The following is a 19966-nucleotide window of genomic DNA, read 5'->3' as shown; positions in this document are numbered from 1 at the left end:
GTGCCTGCCCCCGGACGGCGCGCCGTTCGTCCCGCTCCGCCCTCAACTCGTGTGCAGCATCAGCCCGATTCCGACCACCATCAGCCCGGCCGCCGCGACGCGCGGGGCGCCGAACCGCTCCTTGAAGAACACGGTGCCGATGGCCGCGCCGACGATGATCGAGGACTCACGCAGGGCGGCGACCGGGGCCAGTGCGGCCCGGGTCTGCGCCCACAGGACGAGGCCGTACGCCAGCACCGACAGGGCCGCGCCGAGCAGTCCGCGTACCGCGTAGGGGCGGAGCTGGGCGGTCAGCGCGGAGCGGCGGCGGTACAGGGCGTACGCGGGGATCGCGATGCCCTCCAGGATCATCAGCCAGGCGATGTACCCGAGCGAACTGCCCGAGGCACGTACGCCCACGCCGTCGACCGTCGTGTAGCCGGCGATGGCGAGACCGGTCGCCAGCGCGGCGAGGATCGCGGGCCAGTGCGGGCGCTTGCCGGAGCCCCGGATGCCCCACAGGGCCAGCCCGACCAGCCCCGCCGAGGCCACCGCGACGCCCGCCGTGGCCCAGCCGTCGGGGCGCTCGCCCACGAAGACGGCGGCCAGGACGGTGACGACGAGCGGGGCGGTGCCCCGGGCGATCGGGTACATCTGCCCGAAGTCGCCCAGGGTGAACGAGCGCATCAGCAGCAGCATGTACGTGACGTGCAGGGCGGCGGAGAAGGCCAGGTACGGCCAGGCCTCCGCGGCCGGGAACGGGACGAAGCCCGCCGCGGCCGCGCCGATCAGCAGCCCGCCGCCGGAGATCAGGGTGAACGAGACCAACTGGTCCTTGATCGCGTGTGCGATGGCGTTCCAGCCGGCGTGCGTGAACGCGGCCGACAGGACGGCTATCGCGACCAGCGGCGTCATGCGGTCTGCTCGCGCACGTCCACCACCGTGCCGCCCGCGTGCTCGATCAGCGTCCCCGGATCGAGCGGGAAGACCGTGTACGGCGTGCCGGCTGCCGCCCAGACCACCTCGTGCGCGAGGAGCCCCCGGTCGGCCAGCACTCGGGTCCTGGTGCGGTGCCCGAACGGCGGCACCCCGCCGATCGCGTACCCGGTCGCCTCGCGCACCACGTCGGCGCCGGGCCGGCGGACCTTCTCCGCGCCCAACTCCGCCCGCACCCGCTCCATGTCGACCCGCGATGAGCCGTCCATCAGGACCAGGACCGGCACCCCGTCGGCCTCGAAGACCAGCGACTTGACGATCTCGCTCAGCGCGCAGCCGACCGCGGCGGCCGCCTCGGCGGCGGTCCGGGTGGCCTCCGGGAAGCGGCGGATCTCGACATCGAGACCCAGTTCGCGCAGTGCCTCGGCGAATCGGGGATGGGCGGCGGCGTTGCCGCCCGCCGGTGCGTTGGTGTCGGAAGTGCTCATGCCCCGCACGCTATCGGCCGTGGTCGCGGGCGTGCGAGCCGGATTCGCGCAGCGGGCCCGGGTCCTCGCGCCACAGGTCCGGCATCGCGTCCGGACCGGGACCGGTACTCGGTCGCAGGACGGGGCCGGAGCCCGACCGGAGACCGATGCCGCCCCGGCGCCGGCTTGGGAGGATGCGGCCATGGATCTTCCCGTGCCGGATTCGCGGCTGCCGGCCCCGCAGCTGTTCGACGACGACGACGTGCGCGGCCGCCTCGACGCGGCAACCGCTGTCCGGGCTGTCCGCTCGGCTCTGCTGGCGCATCACCGGGGCACGTTGCACGCGCCGCCCCGGGTGCGTGCCGACATCGGTGACGGGCAGCTGGCCTTCACCGCCGGGAGGCTGCGGGAACAGGGGGTGTTCGGCTTCCGCGTCTACCACACCGCCGCCGACGCCGAGCAGCTCGTCGCGGTCTGGGACGCGGCCGGCGGCCGGCTGCGGGCGCTGGTGCACGGGAGCGAACTCGGTGCGCGGCGGACCGGGGCGCTGGGGGCCGTCGCCGTGGACGCGGCCGCCTGCCCCGGGCCGGTACGCCTGGCCCTGGTGGGAGCCGGAGTGCAGGCGTGGGCGCAGCTGTGGGCCCTGCGCGCGGTGCGGGAGATCGAGGAGGCGGTGGTGGTCGCCCGCCGGCCGCACCGGGCGGCGGCCTTCGCCCGTCGCGCCACCGAGGAGCTGGGGCTGACCGTGGGCACGGCCGCGAGCGTCGAGGACGCGGGACGCGGCCGGAACGTGGTGATCATCGCCACCGACAGCGGTACACCGGTGCTGGACACCGCGTGGATCGGTCCCGGTACCCATGTGACGACACTCGGCCCCAAGAGCGCCTCCCGGCACGAGATCCCCGCCTCGCTGGCCGAGCGCGCCGACGTGATCCTCACCGACTCACGCGCCCAGGCGGCCGGTTACGCCGAACCGCATCTGGTCGCCGCCGAACGGATGACGGACCTCGGCGCCGTACTCGCCGGGGCGGCCGCCGGCCGGACCGGGCCCGGACAGATCACCCTCTACTGCTCAACCGGCCTGGCGGGAACCGAAGTCGCGCTGGCCGCCGCTCTCTGCGCACCCGGCGTTCCGGGCGCACCGGGCGTTCCGGAGTAGCGCCGGCCGGTCCGGAGTAGCGCCGGCCGTCCCGCCCGGCCGGGCGGGACCGGCGCCCCGCTTCCGCCGTCACGGTCCCGCGCGCAGGACCTCCGCGACGACCGGGCCGGCCGCGTCGCCGCCGTGGCCGCCGGACTGGACGAGGGCCGCCGCGGCGAGGTCGTTGCTGTAGCCGGTGAACCAGCTGTCGGACGTGGCGTGGCCGTCGATCTCCGCCGAGCCCGTCTTGGCGCCCTTGGAGCCGCCGACGTTCGCCATGGCTCGGGTCGCGGTGCCCTCCTGGGCGGTCGCGGTGTAGTTCAGCATCTCCTTCAGCTGCGCCGAGACTCCGCCCGGCAGCGGGTTCGCCGTGGCGAAGACCCGGTTGTCCAGGTTCTGCGGGACGATGTAGGGCTGCCTGAACCGGCCCCCCACGGCGGTGGCGGTGACCGACGCCATGTTCAGCGGGCTCATCTGAACCTTGCCCTGGCCGATGTACGAGGCCGCGGTCTCCGCGCCTGTCGAGGCGGGTACCGAACCGTCGAAGGTGCCGATGCCGGTCCGCCAGACCTGGCCGATCCCGAAGTACTCACCGGCCTCCTCGCGGAGCGCGGTGTCCCGCTTGTCGCTCCCCAGCGGGAGTATCGGCTTGATGAAAGCGGTGTTGCAGGACCTGGCGAAGGCACGCTTCAGCGTGGGGCCGTCCGTCATCGAGAAGTTGTCCAGGTTGTGGAAGGTCACGCCCTCCCAGGGCACCGAGGACGGGCACTCGACCGCCCCGTTCGCGCTGCCGAGCCCGTGCTGGATGATCATCGCGGCAGTCATGATCTTCATCGTCGAGCCGGGGGCGACCTTGGCCCACCGCGCCGATTCGAAGCCGCCCGAAGGGTTGTTGGCGATGGCTCGGATCGCGCCGGTCGACGGTTCGACGGCCGCCACGGACGACTGGTCGAACTTCTTCACGCCCCGTTCGGCCGCCGCCTGGATCCGCGCGTCCAGCGTGGTCTGCACCTTGCCGGGCTTCCCCTTGACCAGGGTCAGCAGCGTCGTGTCGGCGCCGTCCGCGTTCTCGCTGTTGATCCAGGTCTCGATGCCCGCGGTGCCGCCGGCCTTCTCGCCGTACTTCTTGCGCAGTTCGTCCAGGATGCCGCCGAGCGAGGGGTACTTCTCCTTGGTGAGCACCTGGCCGTTGCGGTCGACCGCCTCGATCGACGCGGTCGAGGCCTCGCCCGTCTCCAGCGTCTCGCCCTTCTTCAGCTGCGGGTGGACGACGGAGGGCTTCCAGTCGACGAGCGCGTGGCCGGTGGACACCCCGCGCACCACGGTCAGTTCGGACTCGTACGACCAGGGCTTCGTCTTCCCCTTGTAGGAGACCGTCGCCCTGACCGTGTACGGGACCTTCGTGCCGGTCGCCGTGCCGGGGGTGATCACGGCCTTGGTGACGTGCGCCGACTCGCTGTACTGCGTCAGGAGCGGTCCGGCGTCGGCCGGGTTGTCGGTTAGCTGGGACGCGACGTCCGCGTCACCCTTCGCCCAAGCCGCGAGGAACTTCTTCGACGTCTCGGCTATCTCCTGCTTGGTGACCGGACCGGTCCGCACCTCGTCCGACGAGGCCGTGGTCTCCGTACCGCCACCGACGCCGCTGTCCCCGAGCCCGTCCAGGATGTTGTACGCCCCGTAGCCGACCCCGCCGACCACGACGGCGAACACCCCACCGACTATGCCTATCTTCGCTCCACTGCGCATTCCTGCAGTCCCCCTCCCCAGGAGGCCTCCTTGAACGTGTTCAAGGAGGCTTTCTCGGCACCCTACGGGACCGCTGTGACAGTGGAGCCGGTTGTTATCGGAATGCGATCCGCTATCGCGCGAACACGCGGCAGCAGAGGTCCTAGATCCAGGTGTCCAGCCACATCCGGTCGCGCCAGGAGTTCTCCGGGATCGGGGTGCCCGTGTACAGCGGCCAGAAGTAGATGAAGTTCCAGACGATCAGCAGGACCAGAACGCCGGCCGCGACCGCCCCCAGCGTGCGGCGCCGTTCGCCCGAGGGATCGCCGGTGGTCAGGCCCAGTTCGTGCTTCGTCCCGGTGCCCGCCGCAGGACCCAGCATCGCGCCGATCATCATCGCCACCGCGAGGCACAGGAACGGCACGAACACCACCGCGTAGAAGACGAAGATGGTGCGCTCCTGGTACATGAACCACGGCACCCAGCCCGCCGCCACCCCGCACGCGATCGCGCCCGCCCGCCAGTCGCGGCGGAAGGCCCAGCGCCACAGCACGTACACCAGCGCGAAGCACGAGGCCCACCACAGCAGCGGGGTGCCCAGTGCCAGCACCTCGCGGGCGCACTTGCCGGTCTCCGAAGCGGCGCAGCCGTTCTGCTCCTCGTAGAAGTACGAGACCGGGCGGCCCATCACGATCCAGCTCCACGGATTGGACTGGTAGGTGTGGCCGGACGTCAGGTTCACGTGGAACTCGAAGACCTGGTACTCGTAGTGCCACAGGCTTCGTACCCAGTCCGGCAGCCAGGTCCAGCTGCCGCCCTTGCCGTCGGTCGCCGCCCAGTCCCGGTAGTAGCCGTGCCGGGCGGGGGAGTTGCGGATGATCCAGCCGGTCCACGAGGCCACGTAGGTCAGGATCGTCACCGGCACCGTGGAGACGAACGCCGGGGCCAGGTCCCGCTTCAGCACCGCCAGGTACGGCCGCATCGCGCCCGCCGTACGCCGCGCGCCCACGTCCCACAGGACCGTCAACAGGCCGAACGCGACCAGGATGTACAGCCCGTTCCACTTGGTGGCGGAGGCCAGTCCGAGCATGAGCCCGGCCGTGATCCGCCACGGCCGCCAGCCGAGCCGCAGCCCCTCCGCCACGGCGGCGTCCGGTCGCAGCACCCCGTCCGCGTCGACCGGCAGCGCGGCCGCGAGCCGGCCCCGCGCCCAGTCCCGGTCGATCAGCAGACAGCCGAACGAGGCCAGCACGAAGAACATCAGCACCAGGTCGAGCAGCGCGGTGCGGCTCATCACGAAGTGCAGCCCGTCCACCGTGAGCAGTGCACCCGCCAGGCACCCCAGGAACGTCGAGCGGAAGAGCCTGCGGCCGATCCGGCACAGCATCAGCACCGACAGGGTGCCGAGCACCGCGACCATGAAGCGCCAGCCGAACGGCGTGAAGCCGAAGATCTGCTCGCCGATCCCGATGATCCACTTGCCGACCGGCGGGTGCACCACATAGCCGGGGTCGACCGGGATGTTCACCTTGGACGGGTCGGCCAGGATCAGCTTGTCGACATCCTTGGGCCAGGCCCCCTCGTAGCCCTGGTTGATCAGCGCCCAGGAGTCCTTGGCGTAGTACGTCTCATCGAATATCACCGCGTGCGGGCTGCCCAGGTTCCAGAACCGCAGCACCCCGGCGACCAGCGCCACCAGCAGCGGACCGCCCCAGGCCGACCAGCGCAGCAGCCGCTCCGCGAGCACCGGGGGCACCCCGAGCACCGCCCACAGCCGGCTCCCGGGGCGGGTGTACGGCGGAATCAGCCGTTCCCGCAACCCGATCCCGGGGCGCGGTGAATGGCCGAAGCGGCGCAGCCGCTGCTGCCAGGAAGTCGGCTCCGGGCCGTACTGATCCCCGGCGTCTTGGCCCTGCCGGGCATCGGGCGCTGTACTCGTCACCGCGCCATCGTAGGGAACGCATCTGTGCGAGTGGTGCCGCCCGTGCTGGGAGGATGGACGTTGTGACGGAGACGACTGGAACGCTGGTACTCGCAGGGACCCCCATCGGCGATGTGGCGGACGCCCCGCCACGCCTCGCCGCCGAACTGGAGACGGCCGACGTCGTCGCCGCCGAGGACACCCGCCGGCTGCGCCGGCTGACCCAGGCGCTGGGCATCCACACCACGGGGCGTGTCGTGTCCTACTTCGAGGGCAACGAGTCGGCGCGTACGCCGGAACTCGTCGAGGCGCTGACCGGCGGGGCCCGCGTACTGCTGGTCACGGACGCCGGGATGCCGTCCGTCTCCGACCCCGGCTACCGGCTCGTCGCCGCCGCCGTGGAGCAGGACATCAAGGTCACCGCGGTGCCCGGACCGTCGGCCGTGCTCACCGCGCTCGCGCTGTCCGGGCTGCCGGTGGACCGGTTCTGCTTCGAGGGCTTCCTGCCGCGCAAGGGCGGCGAGCGCCTCGGCAAGCTGCGAGAGGTCGCGGGTGAGCGCCGCACCATGGTCTTCTTCGAGGCCCCGCACCGGCTCGACGACACCCTGGCCGCGATGGCCGAGGTCTTCGGGGCCGACCGGCGCGCCGCCGTCTGCCGGGAGCTGACCAAGACCTACGAGGAAGTGAAGCGCGGTCCGTTGGGCGAACTGGCGGCCTGGGCGGCCGAGGGCGTACGCGGCGAGATCACGGTCGTCGTCGAGGGCGCGGCCGAGTCCGGGGCCGAGGAACTGGACGCCGGGGAGCTGGTGCGCAGGGTGCAGGTGCGAGAGGAGGCGGGGGAGCGGCGCAAGGAGGCGATCGCCGCCGTCGCCGCCGACGCCGGCCTGCCCAAACGCGAGGTGTTCGATGCCGTGGTGGCAGCAAAGAACGCGGCTCGGACCGGCCCGTCGGAGGGCAAAGGACTATCGTGAAAGGCAAAGCGAAAGCCGCGTACCGGCCCCTTTTGCCACGAGAAGGCCAAGACCGCTCAAACACTCGACAGGGGCTGGTGCGCTCCCGCCGGTAAAGGCGTCCACTGGATGACAGGACGCATTCTCCGGAGTGCTTGTCCGGCGGACAAGAGGAGCAGGCATGAGCGAGATCGCAGCAGCCACCGTGCACGAGGCGTATTCCTTCGCCTGCATGAGGTGCGGACACGGCTGGGAACAGGCCTACGAGATAGAGCACCACGTCGACGGCTCGGGCCACGCCTTCGTGGTCTACAAGGCGGACGGCCAACGCGTGCCCTCCCCCCTTTCGACGCCCACCTGCACCAACTGCGGTGGGCACGTCGTGCGCATCATGCGTTCCGGCCGGGTCTCGACCGTCCAGCAGCTGATGCAGAACCGCCTGCCCGCCGGGAACCGCCCCGCCGGGACCCCCGCCGACGCCGCCGAAGACGCCCGGGACCGCAAGGCCGAGGCCGTGGCCGCCACCGCCGTTCCGGCGGGCGAGCACCACTGGCACCTCGCGGACCTGCTGCATCCCTTCCACCGCAAGTGAGCGCCCACCGCACATGAGCCGCAGGCCGCGGTCCTCGTACGATCGTGGCCATGAGCCGTACCGAAGCCCCGCCGCTGCCCGAACCCCTCGGGGTCCCGGTCGCTGACTCGCACACCCACCTGGACATGCAGGACGGCACCGTGGAGGAGGCCCTGGCCAGGGCCGCCGCGGTGAACGTGACCACCGTGATCCAGGTGGGCTGCGACGTGAAGGGCTCGCACTGGGCCGCCGAGACCGCCGCCGCCCACCCGAGCGTCCACGCGGCGGTCGCCCTGCACCCCAACGAGGCGCCCCGGATCGTGCACGGGGATCCGGACAACTGGTCGCGGCAGGGGGCGCGCGAGGGCGGCGGCACGGCGGCGCTCCACGAGGCCCTCGCCGAGATCGACGCACTGGCCGCGCTGGAGCACGTACGCGGCGTCGGGGAGACCGGGCTCGACTACTTCCGGACCGGCCCCGAGGGCGTGGCGGCCCAGGAGGAGTCCTTCCGGGCCCACATCGAGATCGCGAAACGGCACGGCAAGGCGCTCGTCATCCACGATCGCGAGGCGCACGCCGATGTGCTGCGCATCCTGGCCGACGCGGGCGCCCCCGAGCGGACCGTCTTCCACTGCTACTCCGGCGACGCGGACATGGCCCGGATCTGCGCGGACGCCGGGTACTTCATGTCCTTCGCGGGCAACATGACGTTCAAGAACGCCCAGCCGCTGCGCGACGCGCTCGCCGTGGCGCCGTTGGAACTGGTCCTGGTCGAGACGGACGCGCCCTTCCTCACCCCCGCCCCGTACCGCGGACGGCCCAACGCGCCGTATCTGATTCCGGTCACGCTGCGCGCCATGGCCGAGGTGAAGGGCGTCGACGAGGACACCCTGGCTTCGGCGATCGCCGGCAACACGGCTCGCGCGTTCGACTACTGAGTGTCGCCCGAGTTCCGTGAGCCGACTCACGGAACTCGGGCGATTCGGCCGCCGGCCGGGAAAAGGTCCGCGAGTCGACTTACGCGGCTCGGCCGCTCGGCCGACGAAAGAGGCCCGCGAGCGCCTTACGCTTTACGGGTGAGCACCACAGAGCCCGACGCCCTCCTGGGCCCCGCAGACATCCGCGAGCTGGCCGCGACGCTGGGCGTACGCCCCACCAAGCAGCGCGGCCAGAACTTCGTCATCGACGCCAACACCGTCCGCCGGATCGTGCGGACCGCCGAGGTCCGTCCGGACGACGTGGTGGTCGAGGTCGGCCCCGGTCTCGGCTCGCTGACCCTGGCGCTCCTGGAGGCGGCCGACCGGGTCGTCGCCGTGGAGATCGACGACGTGCTCGCCGCCGCCCTGCCCGCCACCGTCACCGCCCGGATGCCGGGGCGCGCGGACCGCTTCGCCCTCGTCCACTCGGACGCCATGCTGGTACGGGAACTGCCGGGACCGCCGCCCACCGCACTGGTCGCCAACCTCCCGTACAACGTCGCCGTGCCGGTGCTGCTCACCATGCTCGACCGCTTCCCGAGCATCGAGCGGACCCTGGTCATGGTCCAGGCCGAGGTGGCCGACCGGCTGGCCGCGCGGCCGGGCAACAAGGTCTACGGAGTGCCGTCGGTCAAGGCCAACTGGTACACCGACGTCAAGCGCGCCGGCTCCATCGGCCGCAAGGTCTTCTGGCCCGCCCCCAACGTGGACTCCGGGCTCGTGTCCCTGGTGCGCCGGGCCGAGCCCGTCGCGACCACGGCGAGCAAGGCCGAGGTCTTCGCGGTCGTCGACGCCGCCTTCGCCCAGCGCCGCAAGACCCTGCGCGCGGCCCTGTCCGGCTGGGCGGGCTCCGCGCCCGCCGCCGAGGCCGCGCTCGTCGCGGCCGGGATCTCCCCGCAGGCTCGCGGCGAGGCACTGACCGTCGAGGAGTTCGCCGCCATCGCTGAGAACAAGCCCGCTGAGAACAAGCCCGCCGAGAACGAGCCGGAGCAGTCCGCATGAGCGAGCGCGTCACCGTCCGGGTACCCGCCAAGGTCAACGTCCAGCTCGCCGTCGGCGCCGCCCGTCCCGACGGCTTCCACGACCTTGCCAACGTCTTCCTCGCCGTCGGCCTGTACGACGAGGTCACCGTCACCCCCGCCGACGAGCTGCGCGTCACCTGCTCGGGGCCGGACGCCGCCCAGGTCCCGCTGGACGCCACCAACCTCGCCGCCCGCGCCGCGATCGCCCTGGCCGCACGGCACGGCATCGAGCCCCTGGTGCACATCCACATCGACAAGGACATCCCGGTCGCCGGCGGAATGGCGGGCGGCAGCGCCGACGGGGCCGGCGCCCTGCTGGCCTGCGACGCGCTCTGGTCCACCGGCGCCACCCGCGAGGAGCTCCTCGGCATCTGCGCGGAACTGGGCAGCGACGTCCCGTTCAGCCTGGTCGGCGGCGCGGCCCTCGGTGTGGGCCGCGGCGAGCGGCTGACCCCGGCCGAGACCGGCGGCACCTTCCACTGGGTCTTCGCCGTCGCGGAGGGCGGCCTCTCCACCCCGGCCGTCTACCGCGAGTTCGACCGGCTCACGGCCGGGACGGCGGTCCCCGAACCCGTCGCGTCCCCCGTGCTCCTGGAAGCGCTGCGGACCGGCGACAGCAAGGCCCTCGCCGCCGCCCTGAGCAACGGCCTCCAGCCCGCGGCGCTGTCGCTGCGCCCCTCGCTGGCCGACACCCTCGCTGCGGGCACCACAGCGGGCGCCCTGGCCGCGCTGGTCTCCGGCTCCGGCCCGACCACCGCGTTCCTCACCGAGGACGAGGCGTCAGCCCGCAAGGTCGCCGATGCCCTGACCGCCTCGGGCACCTGTCGCACCGCCCGCGTCGCGACGTCCCCGGCGCCGGGGGCGGCGGTGGTTCAGCGGCTGTAGTGGTAGCGGCACGAGACGATACGGACCTCGTCCTCGACCACGCGATAGATGAGCCGGTGCTCGTCGCTGATCCGCCGGGACCAGTATCCGTGGAAGCCGTGCCGCAGAGGCTCCGGCTTGCCAATGCCCTCGTTCCCGTTGCGGATGACGTCGGTGAGCAGGGCATTGATCCGTTTGAGGATCTTGCGGTCCTGCGCCTGCCGCCACACGTAGTCCGCCCACGCCGACTCATGCCAGACAAGTTTCATTCGACGAGGTCCCGGACCGTGCCGCCACCGTGCTCAAGCTCGTCGATGGCCGCCAGAACGCGACGCGCGTTCTCGGGACTCCGGTACAGGTAGGCGGTCTCCTTCATGGCCTGGTACTCATCGAGCGCCACGATCACCACGGGCTCATGGCCGGCACGCGTCACTATGACCTCTTCGCGGTCGTCGACCACCGCGTCGAGGGTTTCGGCATACCGGGCCCGTGATTCGGTGTAGGTCATCGTCCTCATAGCGCCCTCCTTCTGTACGGAATCCTGTACGTACAGGAAATTGTACGGGCGGGATGTCCGAGGGGCAACGACGATCCGGCCCCGTTCAGCCGAGCCGCACGCTCCGCTTCGCCAGTTCGAACGCCGGCAGCATCCCCGCGTGCTCCTGCGCGTCCAGCCCGCCCAGGTGCACCACCACCGGCCCGTCCGGGGTGGCGACGGCGAAGGCGCGGGCCGGGCGGGACTCGTCCATGACCTTGCTGTGGACGGTGTAGCCGGCCTCCGCCACGGACAGCTTCCCGGCGGTGGACGTGGAGTACGTGATCTTCGAGGCGTTCTCGTCGGCCTTCACGAAGCCTTCCAGCGCCTGGCGCGGGGTGCCGGACTTGCCGTCGCCCTGCCACACCCGCAGGAAGCCGATGTGCCCGGCCGGCTTCGCGTCGATCTCGCAGACCATGCTCACCGGGCCCTGGGTGGCCAGCCCGGCCAGCTCCGATTCCGGGTCGACGGGCTCGACGGCCTTCGCCTTCCAGCGCTCCGCCAGGTCGAAGGCCACGGGCAGCTCGCACCCCGACCCCGGACCGCCGACCGTGCCGCCCTTCGCGGCCGCCTTCGCCGCCCCAGTGGCGTCCCCGCCGGACTCCGACGAGCAGCCGGCCAGCGCGACCGCTGCCAGCAGGACGGGCGCCAGCCCGCGAACCGTACGACTTGTCATGACGTTCCCCACCCCAGTACCCATACAGCCCGCCCCCCGGGCCCTGATCATTGCGGGCAAGGTACCCCACGGGGGTGACCGTACGGAGGCCCGCACCGTGGCGACTACGCTGAAGGTTCAGTGTTCTCCCTTCGAGCTGGAGCGTTTGTGGCCGTCAACCTCGTCAATGTCGAGCAGGTCAGCAAGGTGTACGGCACCCGTGCGCTGCTCGACGGTGTGTCCCTCGGTGTGTCCGAGGGGGACCGGATCGGTGTCGTCGGTCGTAACGGAGACGGCAAGACGACTCTCATCCGGATGCTCGCCAAACTGGAGGACGCCGACACCGGACGCGTCACCCACAACGGCGGGCTGCGCCTCGGTGTCCTGACCCAGCACGACTCACTCGACCCGAAGGCGACGATCCGCCACGAGGTCATCGGCGATCTGGCCGACCACGAGTGGGCGGGCAGCGCCAAGATCCGCGACGTGCTCACCGGGCTGTTCGGCGGCCTGGACCTGCCGGGCTTCGAGCACGGCCTGGACACCGTCATCGCCCCGCTCTCCGGCGGTGAGCGCCGCCGCATCGCGCTCGCCAAGCTGCTCATCGCGGAACAGGACCTGATCGTCCTCGACGAGCCGACCAACCACCTCGACGTCGAGGGCATCTCCTGGCTGGCCGGCCATCTGCGCGCCCGCCGCTCCGCACTCGTCTGCGTCACCCACGACCGCTGGTTCCTCGACCAGGTCTGCACGCGCATGTGGGACGTCCAGCGCGGCAGCGTCCACGAGTACGAGGGCGGCTACAGCGACTACGTCTTCGCCCGTGCCGAACGGGAACGGATCGCCGCCACCGAGGAGGGCAAGCGGCAGAACCTGATGCGCAAGGAGCTGGCCTGGCTGCGCCGGGGCGCCCCCGCCCGTACCTCCAAGCCGCGCTACCGCATCGAGGCGGCCAACGAGCTGATCGCGGACGTGCCGCCGCCCCGTGACACCAGCGCGCTGATGAAGTTCGCCAACGCCAGGCTCGGCAAGACCGTCTTCGACCTGGAGGACGTGACCGTCCAGGCCGGGCCCAAGACACTGCTCACCCACCTCACCTGGCAGCTCGGCCCCGGCGACCGGATCGGCCTGGTCGGGGTCAACGGCGCGGGCAAGACCTCGCTGCTGCGGGCCCTGGCCGAGGCCGCCCGCACCCAGGGCGAGGAACAGCCCGCAGCCGGGAAGGTCATCGTCGGCAAGACCGTCAAGCTGGCCTACCTCTCCCAGGAGGTCGCCGAGCTGAACCCGAACCTGCGGGTGCTCGAAGCGGTGCAGCAGGTGCGCGACCGGGTCGACCTCGGCAAGGGCCGGGAGATGACCGCGGGGCAGCTCTGCGAGCAGTTCGGCTTCACGAAGGAGAAGCAGTGGACCCCGGTCGGCGACCTGTCGGGCGGTGAGCGGCGCCGGCTGCAGATCCTGCGGCTGCTGATGGACGAGCCCAACGTCCTCTTCCTCGACGAGCCCACCAACGACCTCGACATCGAGACCCTGACCCAGCTGGAGGACCTGCTCGACGGCTGGCCCGGGTCGATGATCGTGATCTCCCACGACCGGTTCTTCATCGAGCGCACCACGGACCGGGTGCTGGCGCTGCTCGGCGACCGCTCGCTGCGGATGCTGCCGCGCGGCATCGACGAGTACCTGGAGCGCAGGCGGCAGATGGCGGCGGCCGGCATCCCGGCCGCGGTGGCGCCCACGACGTCCTCGCAGCCCGCCGCCGCTCCGGCGCCGGGCGTTTCGCCGCAGGAGGCGCGTGCGGCGAAGAAGGAACTGCAGAAGGTGGAGCGGCAGCTCGACAAGATGTCGACCCGCGAGACGACGCTGCACGCGCAGATCGCCGACAACGCGACGGACTTCGAGAAGGTGGCGAAGCTGGACGCCGAGTTGCGTGAACTGGTCGCGGAGCGCGATGTGCTGGAGATGCGCTGGCTGGAACTGGCCGAGGACGCCTGACCGTTGAGCCGCACCGCCGCACCGCCGCACGACCCGTGCGGCTGGTGCGGCCGATGTGTCGATGGTGGCCTGTGGGGCGCGTGGGGCAGATGGTAGAAAGAGATCTTGCCCGCGCGCGGTAGCCGGACCGTGCCACACCGCAGGTGACACCAGGAACAGGGGGACGGGCCGATGAGCCAGCCGCCCGGACAGCAGCCGCCGCAGGGTGAGTTCGGGGCCCCTTACGGCCCGCCGCCCGAGTCGTTCCCGCCCCCGGGCCAAGGCACGGCGCAGCCGTCCGGCCCCTACACACCACCCGCGCAGCCCGGCCCGTACACACCACCCGCGCAGCCCGCGCCGGGTTACGGGTACCCGCCGCAGCCCGCGCCCGGATACGGGTACCCGACGCAGCCCGGCCCGCACGCGCAGCCCACCCAGCCCGGTTACGGCATCCCGGCGCAGCAGCCACCGCCGCAGCCGCCGCGGCCCGGCGGGTCCGGCGGCGGGCGTTTCCGCGGCGGGACCCGGACGATCGTCGGCGCCGTGCTCGCGGTGGCGCTGCTGGCCGGCGGCGGCATCTGGTTCGCGCTCGACGGGGACGCCGGGAGCGGGAAGCCCACGGCCGGACCGGCGCACAGCTCGGGGCAGCCGGACACCTCCCCGTCCCCCTCGCCGACCGTGAGCAAGGGCGGGGACGAGGACCTGATCAGCCCCGCCGAGGAGACGGCCGCCGTCAACGCGAAGCGCAAGCCGGGCGAGGCGAAGATGCTCTGGCTCCAGAAGGGCGGCGTCGATCTGCCCCAGGGCGGCGAGGACGTGTACGGCCCCTGGTTCTCCGGCGACACCGTCGTCACCGCGATGTACCGCACTGTCACCGGGTACGACATCAACGACGGCTCGCGCAAGTGGAGCCTGCGGCTCAGCACCACCGCGTGTGCCGCGCCCTCGCAGCCCACCGACGACGGCAGAATCGTCCTGGGCGTCAAGCGCACCACCGCCGGCGACTCGGAGTGCAACGGCCTCCAGATGGTCGACCTGGACACGGGGAAGGCCGGCTGGCACAAGACGTACGTCCGCCAGGGCATCTGGGACGGGCTCTCCGACCTCAGGATGTCCACCAACGGCGACACCGTGACCGTGGGGCGCACCTCCAGGAGCGACGCCTTCCGGGTCAGCGACGGGAAGGCGGTGTTCGGCAAACTGCCCGGCAACTGCCAGCCGTTCGGGTTCGCAAGCGGTGAGGTGGCCATCGCGGCGGCCAGTTGCCAGACCGCCGCCGACGACCACAAGGAACACCAGGTGCAGCGGATCGACCCCGCGACCGGCAAGCGGCTGTGGACGTACAAGGTCAAGAAGGGCTGGCAGGTCGAGCAGATCTACTCCGCCGACCCCATCGTCATCTCGCTCAAGCAGCCGGATAAGTGGGGCATCCTCGTCCTCAACGCCGACGGCACCTACCGCACCCAGCTCTCCGGCGGGCCGGGCGACTACCAGGTCGCGTGCGACAAGGCCCTGATCGTCAAGGGCCCCAACCTCGACAACTGCCTCGGGGTGGCCGCCGACGCGGACACCTTCTACATGGCGACCAAGGCCGTCGACCTCAAGGCCGGTGACGGCAACAAGGTCGCCGCCTTCGACCTGGCCACCGGCAAGCACAAGTGGTCGGTCCGGTCCCCGGCCCAGCAGCCCCTGACCCCGCTGCGGACGGAGGGCGGCAAGCTGCTGATGTACCTCGGCGCCGCCAGGAACAAGGGCGGCGGCATCGCCTCCGTGCCGAGTACCGGGGGCAGTTGGGGCATGGTGCTGCGGCACCCGGTGTCGGGCGCGCCCACCGAGCGCGGGTTCTCCCTCTCGCGCATCACCTACGTGGGCGGACGCTCCTACCTCACCCAGGCGAGGATCAGCGGCATCGAGGACGGGGACGAGATCGAGGAGCGGTCGATGGCCGCCTTCGGGAGCTGACGGGCCGTAGGCGTAACGGCAGCATCACGGCCCGGTTCTCCCTTGGGAACAGGGGTGGACCGAACCGGGGCCCGTGCCGGGGCGGGTGGTAGAAAGAAGCCCCGCTCGACTGTCGTAACACTGCGGGATCCATGCCCGATTCGCTCCATTTCGCTGGAGATTCAGGGGGTCTTGTCCGACTCCCCTGAGCCCAGGCGAAATCGCGGGGGAGTCCGGAACGGGCACCGGACCGCACGAAGGGGGACGCGCTGATGACCCAGCCGCCCAGCCAGCAACCGCCGCAGGGAGGCTTCGGCGCTCCGAAGGAGCCGCCGCACGGGGTCCCGCAGCCGCCCCAGGGCCCGCCGCAGACCCCGCCGCCCCCCGCGCAGCCGCCCCAGGCACCGGCCGCCCCGCCGGGCCCGCCGGCCGCGCAGCCGGGTTACGGCTACCCGCAGCAGCCGGGCCAGCCGCAGCAGCCCCCGTACGGTCAGCAGCCCGGTCCCTACGGTCAGCAGCCGCCGCAGCAGCCCGGCCCGTACGGCCAGCAGCAGCCGGGCCCCTACGCCCAGCAGCCCGGTCCCTACGGCCAGCCGCAGCAGCCCGGTCCCTACGGTCAGCAGCAGCCCGGGTACGGCTACCCGCAGCAGCAGTACCCCACCGCACCGCTTCCCGGGGGCCCGGGGGGTCCCGGCGGCCGCAGCCCCTTCAAGGGGAAGCCCGCGATGATCATCGGTGCCTCGGTCGCCGTGCTGCTGGTGGCCGTCGGCGGTGTCTACCTGGCCACGAGCGGCGGCGACGACGACAAGAAGCCCGTCGCGAAGGAGAGCACCAGCGACCCGAAGCCGTCCGTCTCGCCCTCCGTGGACGAGGGCGACGGCAACGGGACGGGCCGTGAGGGCAACGACGACCTGAACGCCGGGCGCAAGGCCGGCGAGGCCAAGGTCCTCTGGCTCCAGAAGAACGACGTCGACCTCCCGCGCAACGGCGCCGACGTGTACGGCCCCTGGATAGTCGGCGACACCATCGTCAAGGGCATGTACCGCACCGTCTCCGGCTACTCGGTGGCCGACGGCAAGGAGAAGTGGTCGCTGAAGCTGGGCACGGACATCTGCTCCGCACCGGCGCAGACCACCACCGACGGCAAGATCGTCATCGGGGTGAAGGACGGCACCACCAGCAAGGCGAACTGCGCGGACCTCCAGCTGATCGACCTCAACACCGGCAAGGCCGGCTGGAAGAAGTCGATCAAGAGCAGTGGACTGTTCGACATGTTGTCGGACATCTCCCTCGCGATCAGCGGCGACACCGTGACGGTCGGCCGCACCGGCGCCTCCAACGCCTTCCGGGTGAGCGACGGCAAGGCGCTGTTCGGCAAGCGCTCCGGCAACTGCCAGCCGTTCTCCTTCGCGGGCGGCGCCAAGCTGATCGCCGCGACCAACTGCCGCACCGAGGACGTCGAGAACCCGCAGCAGGAGGTCGAGGAGATCGACCCGGTCACCGGGAAGCCCAAGTGGACGTACAAGCCCGCGCGCGGCTGGGAGATCGACCGGTTCTACTCGGTGAGCCCGCTCATCGTCTCGCTGACCAAGGGCAGCGGCGACGCCAAGAAGTGGAGTGTCCTCGCGCTCAAGGAGAACGGCTCGCTCCGCTCCCAGGTCATCAGTGACAAGGGCGACTCGTTCGCGACCAACTGCGGCGGCACCTTCGCCATCTTCGGCAAGTCCGTCGACGGCTGCGCGGGCGTCGCCACCGACCCCAACACGCTCTACATGGCGACGCAGGACGACACCAGCGGCACCGCCCGGACCAACAAGGTCGTCGCGTTCAACCTGAACACCGGCAAGACCAAGTGGAAGGCGAACGCCCCGGCCGAGCAGACGATGCAGCCGATGCGCATGGAGGGTGGCAACCTGCTGCTCTACGTCGACGCCGGCTACGGCAAGGGCGGCGGGATCGCCAGCCTGGCACCGGCCGGCGGCACCCCGCAGATGGTGCTGCAGCACCCGGACTCCACCTCGGAGATCGAGAGCTCCTTCTACAACGAGAAGGTCCTCTACGCGGGCGGCCGTTCGTTCGTCACGAGCGGGCGGGTCAGCGCCAGCAACGACAAGGAAGAGCTGGAGACGAAGACCATGATGGCCTTCGGCAAGTAGCGGCTCACCGCGGCACCCGCAGGAACCCGCCGGCCGAGGACGGCAGCAGAACCGTCCTCGGCCGGCTCAGGCCCCCCGACTGACTCTCCTTCTCCCAGAGGTACCCAACGCCATGACACAGCCGCCCCAGCCGCCGCCCAACGAACCGCCGCAGGGCGGGTTCGGCGCACCGCAGGACCCGCCGCCCGGCGGTTTCGGCGCACCGACGCCGCCGCCCGCCGACCCGTTCGGCAAGCCGCCGGCCGCCCCGCCGGCCACCCCGCCCCCGGGCGGGTACGGCACCCCGCCGCCCGCCGGCCCGCCCCAGCAGCAGCCGGGCTACGGCTACCCGCAGACGCCCCCGCCCGGCCAGCCGCAGCAGCAGCCCGGCTACGGCTTCCCGCAGGGCCAGCCGCAGCAGCCCGGTTACGGGTTTCCGCCCGGCCAGCCCCAGCAGCAGCCCGGCTACGGCTACCCGCAGCAGGGCCGGCCCCCGCAGGGCTACGGGTACCCGACCGCCCCGATGCAGCAGCCGGGTCAGCCGCCGCAGAACGGGAACGGGCCGAAGAAGTTCTCCACCCAGGCACAGATCATCGTCGCCGCGGTGGTCGCCGTGGTGCTGATCGTCGGCGGCGGCGTCTGGTACGCCTCCAGCGGTGGCGACGGCGACGGCAAGAAGGACGAGGCGTCCACCTCCGCCGGCACCGACGGCGAGAACAAGGGCGGCGACGGCAAGGACCTCGGCGGCGGCAGCGGCCAGGAGAAGGTCCCGGCGAACACCAGGAGCACGGTCGCCTTCCAGCTGCCGCAGCCCAAGGTCACCGACGTCACCACGGTCGACGGGTCCTGGCTGACGGACAAGGCGTACGTGAAGACGGGCGTCAACGAGATCATCGGCTACGACCCGGCCAAGGGCACCAAGCTCTGGTCGATCCCGCTGCCCGGCCAGCTCTGCGCCGCCTCCCGGCACATGAGCAAGGACTTCAAGACGGCCGTCGCCTTCGAGGGGGCCAAGCGCACCGCCGCGAAGAAGTACCAGAGCTGCGACCACGTGGGCGCCCTGGACCTCAGCACCGGCAAGCTCATGTGGAGCAAGTCGGTCACCGCCGCCACCGGCGGTGACGAACCCGTCCGCTTCGCCGAGATCACCCTCAGCGGCACCACGGTCGCCGCGGCCGGCACCGACGGCGGCGCCGCCTTCGACCTGAACACCGGCGCCGAGCGCTGGAAGCCCAAGGTGAGCACCGACCGCTGCTACGACAGCGGGTACGGCGGCGGCGACGCGCTCGCCGTGGTCCGCAGGTGCGGCGCGTACGACGACCCCCAGCTCACCATCCAGGCGCTGAACCCGACCTCGGGCGCCCCGCTCTCCTCGTACAAGATGCCGCCCGGTGTCGAGTACGCGAGCATCGTCTCCACCAAGCCCCTGGTGGTCGCGGCCGACGTCGGCGACACCGCGGGTGACGGCAGCGGGATCTCCGACTTCTTCTCGATCGACGCCGCCACCGGCAAGCTGCTGGCCCGGATTCCGGCCGACGGGGAGAAGTACGCGGCCAGCTGCCGCTCCACCGAGGTCGAGAGCTGCCAGCAGGTCGCGGTCGGCAACAACCGCGTCTACGTGCCCACCGAGGAGCACGACGGCAGCAACGACTCCGCCGGCGACACCAACGAGATCGTCTCCTTCGACCTGGCCACCGGCAAGCAGACCGGCGACCGCGCCGACGCGGGCGACGACTACACGCTGTTCCCGGTCCGCATGGACGGCGGCAACATCATCGCCTACAAGGAGCCCCCCTACGACAAGGGTGGCCAGATCGTCTCCATCGACGGCAGCACCTTCAAGCAGACCGTGCTGATGGAGAACCCGAGCGACGAGACGATCCGGGACGCGGAGACCAGCTTCTCCCCGGAGTACGCCGAATACCGTTACAGCGGTGGGCGGTTGTTCATCTCCGAGACGATGATCAGCAAGCCGCGAGAGAGCTCGCTGGACGACAAGGAGTACCTCGTCGTCGCGTTCGGCGCGAACTGACCTGACGTCAGCAGGAACCCCCGGCCCTGCCGGTCGCTCAGTCGACCGGCAGGGCCGGCCGCTTTTGCGCAGTCAGGTTATGACCCTCAAGTGGGCCGGAACGGAACACGATTGGGCAATCCATGGCCATTCCACGGGCCTTCTGCG

The 19966-nt window shown here is 71.5% G+C and carries 17 protein-coding genes; 10 read left to right on the top strand and 7 right to left on the bottom strand.

All coding sequences use genetic code 11. From position 1 onward, the window contains the following. Nucleotides 1–42 precede the first annotated feature (42 nt). Together ACGFU6_RS18760 and ACGFU6_RS18755 are read right to left on the bottom strand one after the other, a co-directional pair. Nucleotides 43–894, bottom strand: a complete 852-nt coding sequence (locus ACGFU6_RS18760; protein WP_393612077.1) for an EamA family transporter — start codon at nt 892–894, stop codon at nt 43–45. After that, entirely contained in the window at nt 891–1403 is a 513-nt protein-coding gene (locus ACGFU6_RS18755; protein WP_393612075.1) for a YbaK/EbsC family protein, read from the bottom strand. The genes ACGFU6_RS18760 and ACGFU6_RS18755 overlap by 4 nt, the downstream gene beginning before the upstream one ends. Nucleotides 1404–1584: 181 nt before the next feature. Here ACGFU6_RS18755 and ACGFU6_RS18750 point away from each other — a divergent pair, with 181 nt between their 5' ends. Then, a complete protein-coding gene (locus ACGFU6_RS18750; protein WP_393612074.1) occupies nt 1585–2541 on the top strand; it encodes an ornithine cyclodeaminase family protein in 957 nt (318 codons plus the stop codon). A 69-nt stretch (nt 2542–2610) separates the two neighbouring features. Here the strand turns inward: ACGFU6_RS18750 and ACGFU6_RS18745 are convergent, their stop codons facing one another. Together ACGFU6_RS18745 and ACGFU6_RS18740 are read right to left on the bottom strand one after the other, a co-directional pair. Beyond that, nucleotides 2611–4266 (bottom strand): penicillin-binding transpeptidase domain-containing protein, encoded by a 1656-nt coding sequence (locus ACGFU6_RS18745; RefSeq protein WP_393612072.1) that lies wholly within the window; start codon nt 4264–4266, stop codon nt 2611–2613. Nucleotides 4267–4408: 142 nt separating this feature from the next. Next, nucleotides 4409–6187: a dolichyl-phosphate-mannose--protein mannosyltransferase gene (locus ACGFU6_RS18740; RefSeq protein WP_393612070.1), complete on the bottom strand. Its 1779-nt coding sequence runs from the start codon at nt 6185–6187 to the stop codon at nt 4409–4411. 62 nt (nt 6188–6249) lie between these two features. On the opposite strand from ACGFU6_RS18740, the gene rsmI reads away from it, so the two are divergent. The 5 genes from rsmI to ACGFU6_RS18715 all read left to right on the top strand — a co-directional run bounded on the left by rsmI (nt 6250) and on the right by ACGFU6_RS18715 (nt 10571). Then, nucleotides 6250–7137 (top strand): 16S rRNA (cytidine(1402)-2'-O)-methyltransferase, encoded by an 888-nt coding sequence (gene rsmI, locus ACGFU6_RS18735; protein ID WP_393612068.1) that lies wholly within the window; start codon nt 6250–6252, stop codon nt 7135–7137. 160 nt (nt 7138–7297) lie between these two features. After that, on the top strand, nt 7298–7708 hold the full coding sequence (locus ACGFU6_RS18730) for a hypothetical protein (protein WP_393612067.1): 411 nt from the start codon (nt 7298–7300) through the stop codon (nt 7706–7708). 50 nt (nt 7709–7758) lie between these two features. Next, on the top strand, nt 7759–8625 hold the full coding sequence (locus tag ACGFU6_RS18725) for a TatD family hydrolase (RefSeq protein WP_393612065.1): 867 nt from the start codon (nt 7759–7761) through the stop codon (nt 8623–8625). Between the two features lie 138 nt (nt 8626–8763). Then, the gene (gene rsmA, locus ACGFU6_RS18720; protein ID WP_393612063.1) at nt 8764–9666 is read left to right on the top strand and encodes a 16S rRNA (adenine(1518)-N(6)/adenine(1519)-N(6))-dimethyltransferase RsmA; all 903 of its coding nucleotides are present in this window, start codon (nt 8764–8766) and stop codon (nt 9664–9666) included. Next, a complete protein-coding gene (locus ACGFU6_RS18715; RefSeq protein WP_393612061.1) occupies nt 9663–10571 on the top strand; it encodes a 4-(cytidine 5'-diphospho)-2-C-methyl-D-erythritol kinase in 909 nt (302 codons plus the stop codon). The genes rsmA and ACGFU6_RS18715 overlap by 4 nt, the downstream gene beginning before the upstream one ends. Here the strand turns inward: ACGFU6_RS18715 and ACGFU6_RS18710 are convergent. The 3 genes from ACGFU6_RS18710 to ACGFU6_RS18700 all read right to left on the bottom strand — a co-directional run bounded on the left by ACGFU6_RS18710 (nt 10559) and on the right by ACGFU6_RS18700 (nt 11761). Next, nucleotides 10559–10819 carry a Txe/YoeB family addiction module toxin gene (locus tag ACGFU6_RS18710; protein WP_393612059.1) on the bottom strand — a complete coding sequence of 87 codons (261 nt, stop codon included), beginning with the start codon at nt 10817–10819 and terminating at the stop codon, nt 10559–10561. The two genes, ACGFU6_RS18715 and ACGFU6_RS18710, sit on opposite strands and share 13 nt — an antisense overlap. Next, complete coding sequence (locus ACGFU6_RS18705) at nt 10816–11067, bottom strand: type II toxin-antitoxin system Phd/YefM family antitoxin (RefSeq protein ID WP_393612057.1); 252 nt, start codon at nt 11065–11067, stop codon at nt 10816–10818. The genes ACGFU6_RS18710 and ACGFU6_RS18705 overlap by 4 nt, the downstream gene beginning before the upstream one ends. Before the next feature lie 85 nt (nt 11068–11152). After that, nucleotides 11153–11761, bottom strand: a complete 609-nt coding sequence (locus tag ACGFU6_RS18700) for a lipoprotein (RefSeq protein WP_393612055.1) — start codon at nt 11759–11761, stop codon at nt 11153–11155. 147 nt (nt 11762–11908) lie between these two features. Here ACGFU6_RS18700 and ACGFU6_RS18695 point away from each other — a divergent pair, with 147 nt between their 5' ends. The 4 genes from ACGFU6_RS18695 (at nt 11909) to ACGFU6_RS18680 (ending at nt 19819) form a co-directional block, all read left to right on the top strand. After that, nucleotides 11909–13732, top strand: a complete 1824-nt coding sequence (locus ACGFU6_RS18695; RefSeq protein WP_393612054.1) for an ABC-F family ATP-binding cassette domain-containing protein — start codon at nt 11909–11911, stop codon at nt 13730–13732. A 171-nt stretch (nt 13733–13903) separates the two neighbouring features. Next, complete coding sequence (locus ACGFU6_RS18690) at nt 13904–15673, top strand: PQQ-binding-like beta-propeller repeat protein (RefSeq protein WP_393612053.1); 1770 nt, start codon at nt 13904–13906, stop codon at nt 15671–15673. A gap of 251 nt (nt 15674–15924) precedes the next feature. Beyond that, nucleotides 15925–17808, top strand: coding sequence for a PQQ-binding-like beta-propeller repeat protein (locus ACGFU6_RS18685; RefSeq protein WP_393612051.1), 1884 nt, complete (start codon nt 15925–15927; stop codon nt 17806–17808). Between the two features lie 112 nt (nt 17809–17920). Then, nucleotides 17921–19819: a PQQ-binding-like beta-propeller repeat protein gene (locus tag ACGFU6_RS18680; protein ID WP_393612049.1), complete on the top strand. Its 1899-nt coding sequence runs from the start codon at nt 17921–17923 to the stop codon at nt 19817–19819. Nucleotides 19820–19966 lie beyond the last annotated feature (147 nt).

It is taken from the genome of Streptomyces sp. NPDC048462 (assembly GCF_043200175.1).
In the GTDB taxonomy this organism is placed as follows: domain Bacteria; phylum Actinomycetota; class Actinomycetes; order Streptomycetales; family Streptomycetaceae; genus Streptomyces.
This window is presented reverse-complemented; position numbering and strand designations above follow the sequence as displayed.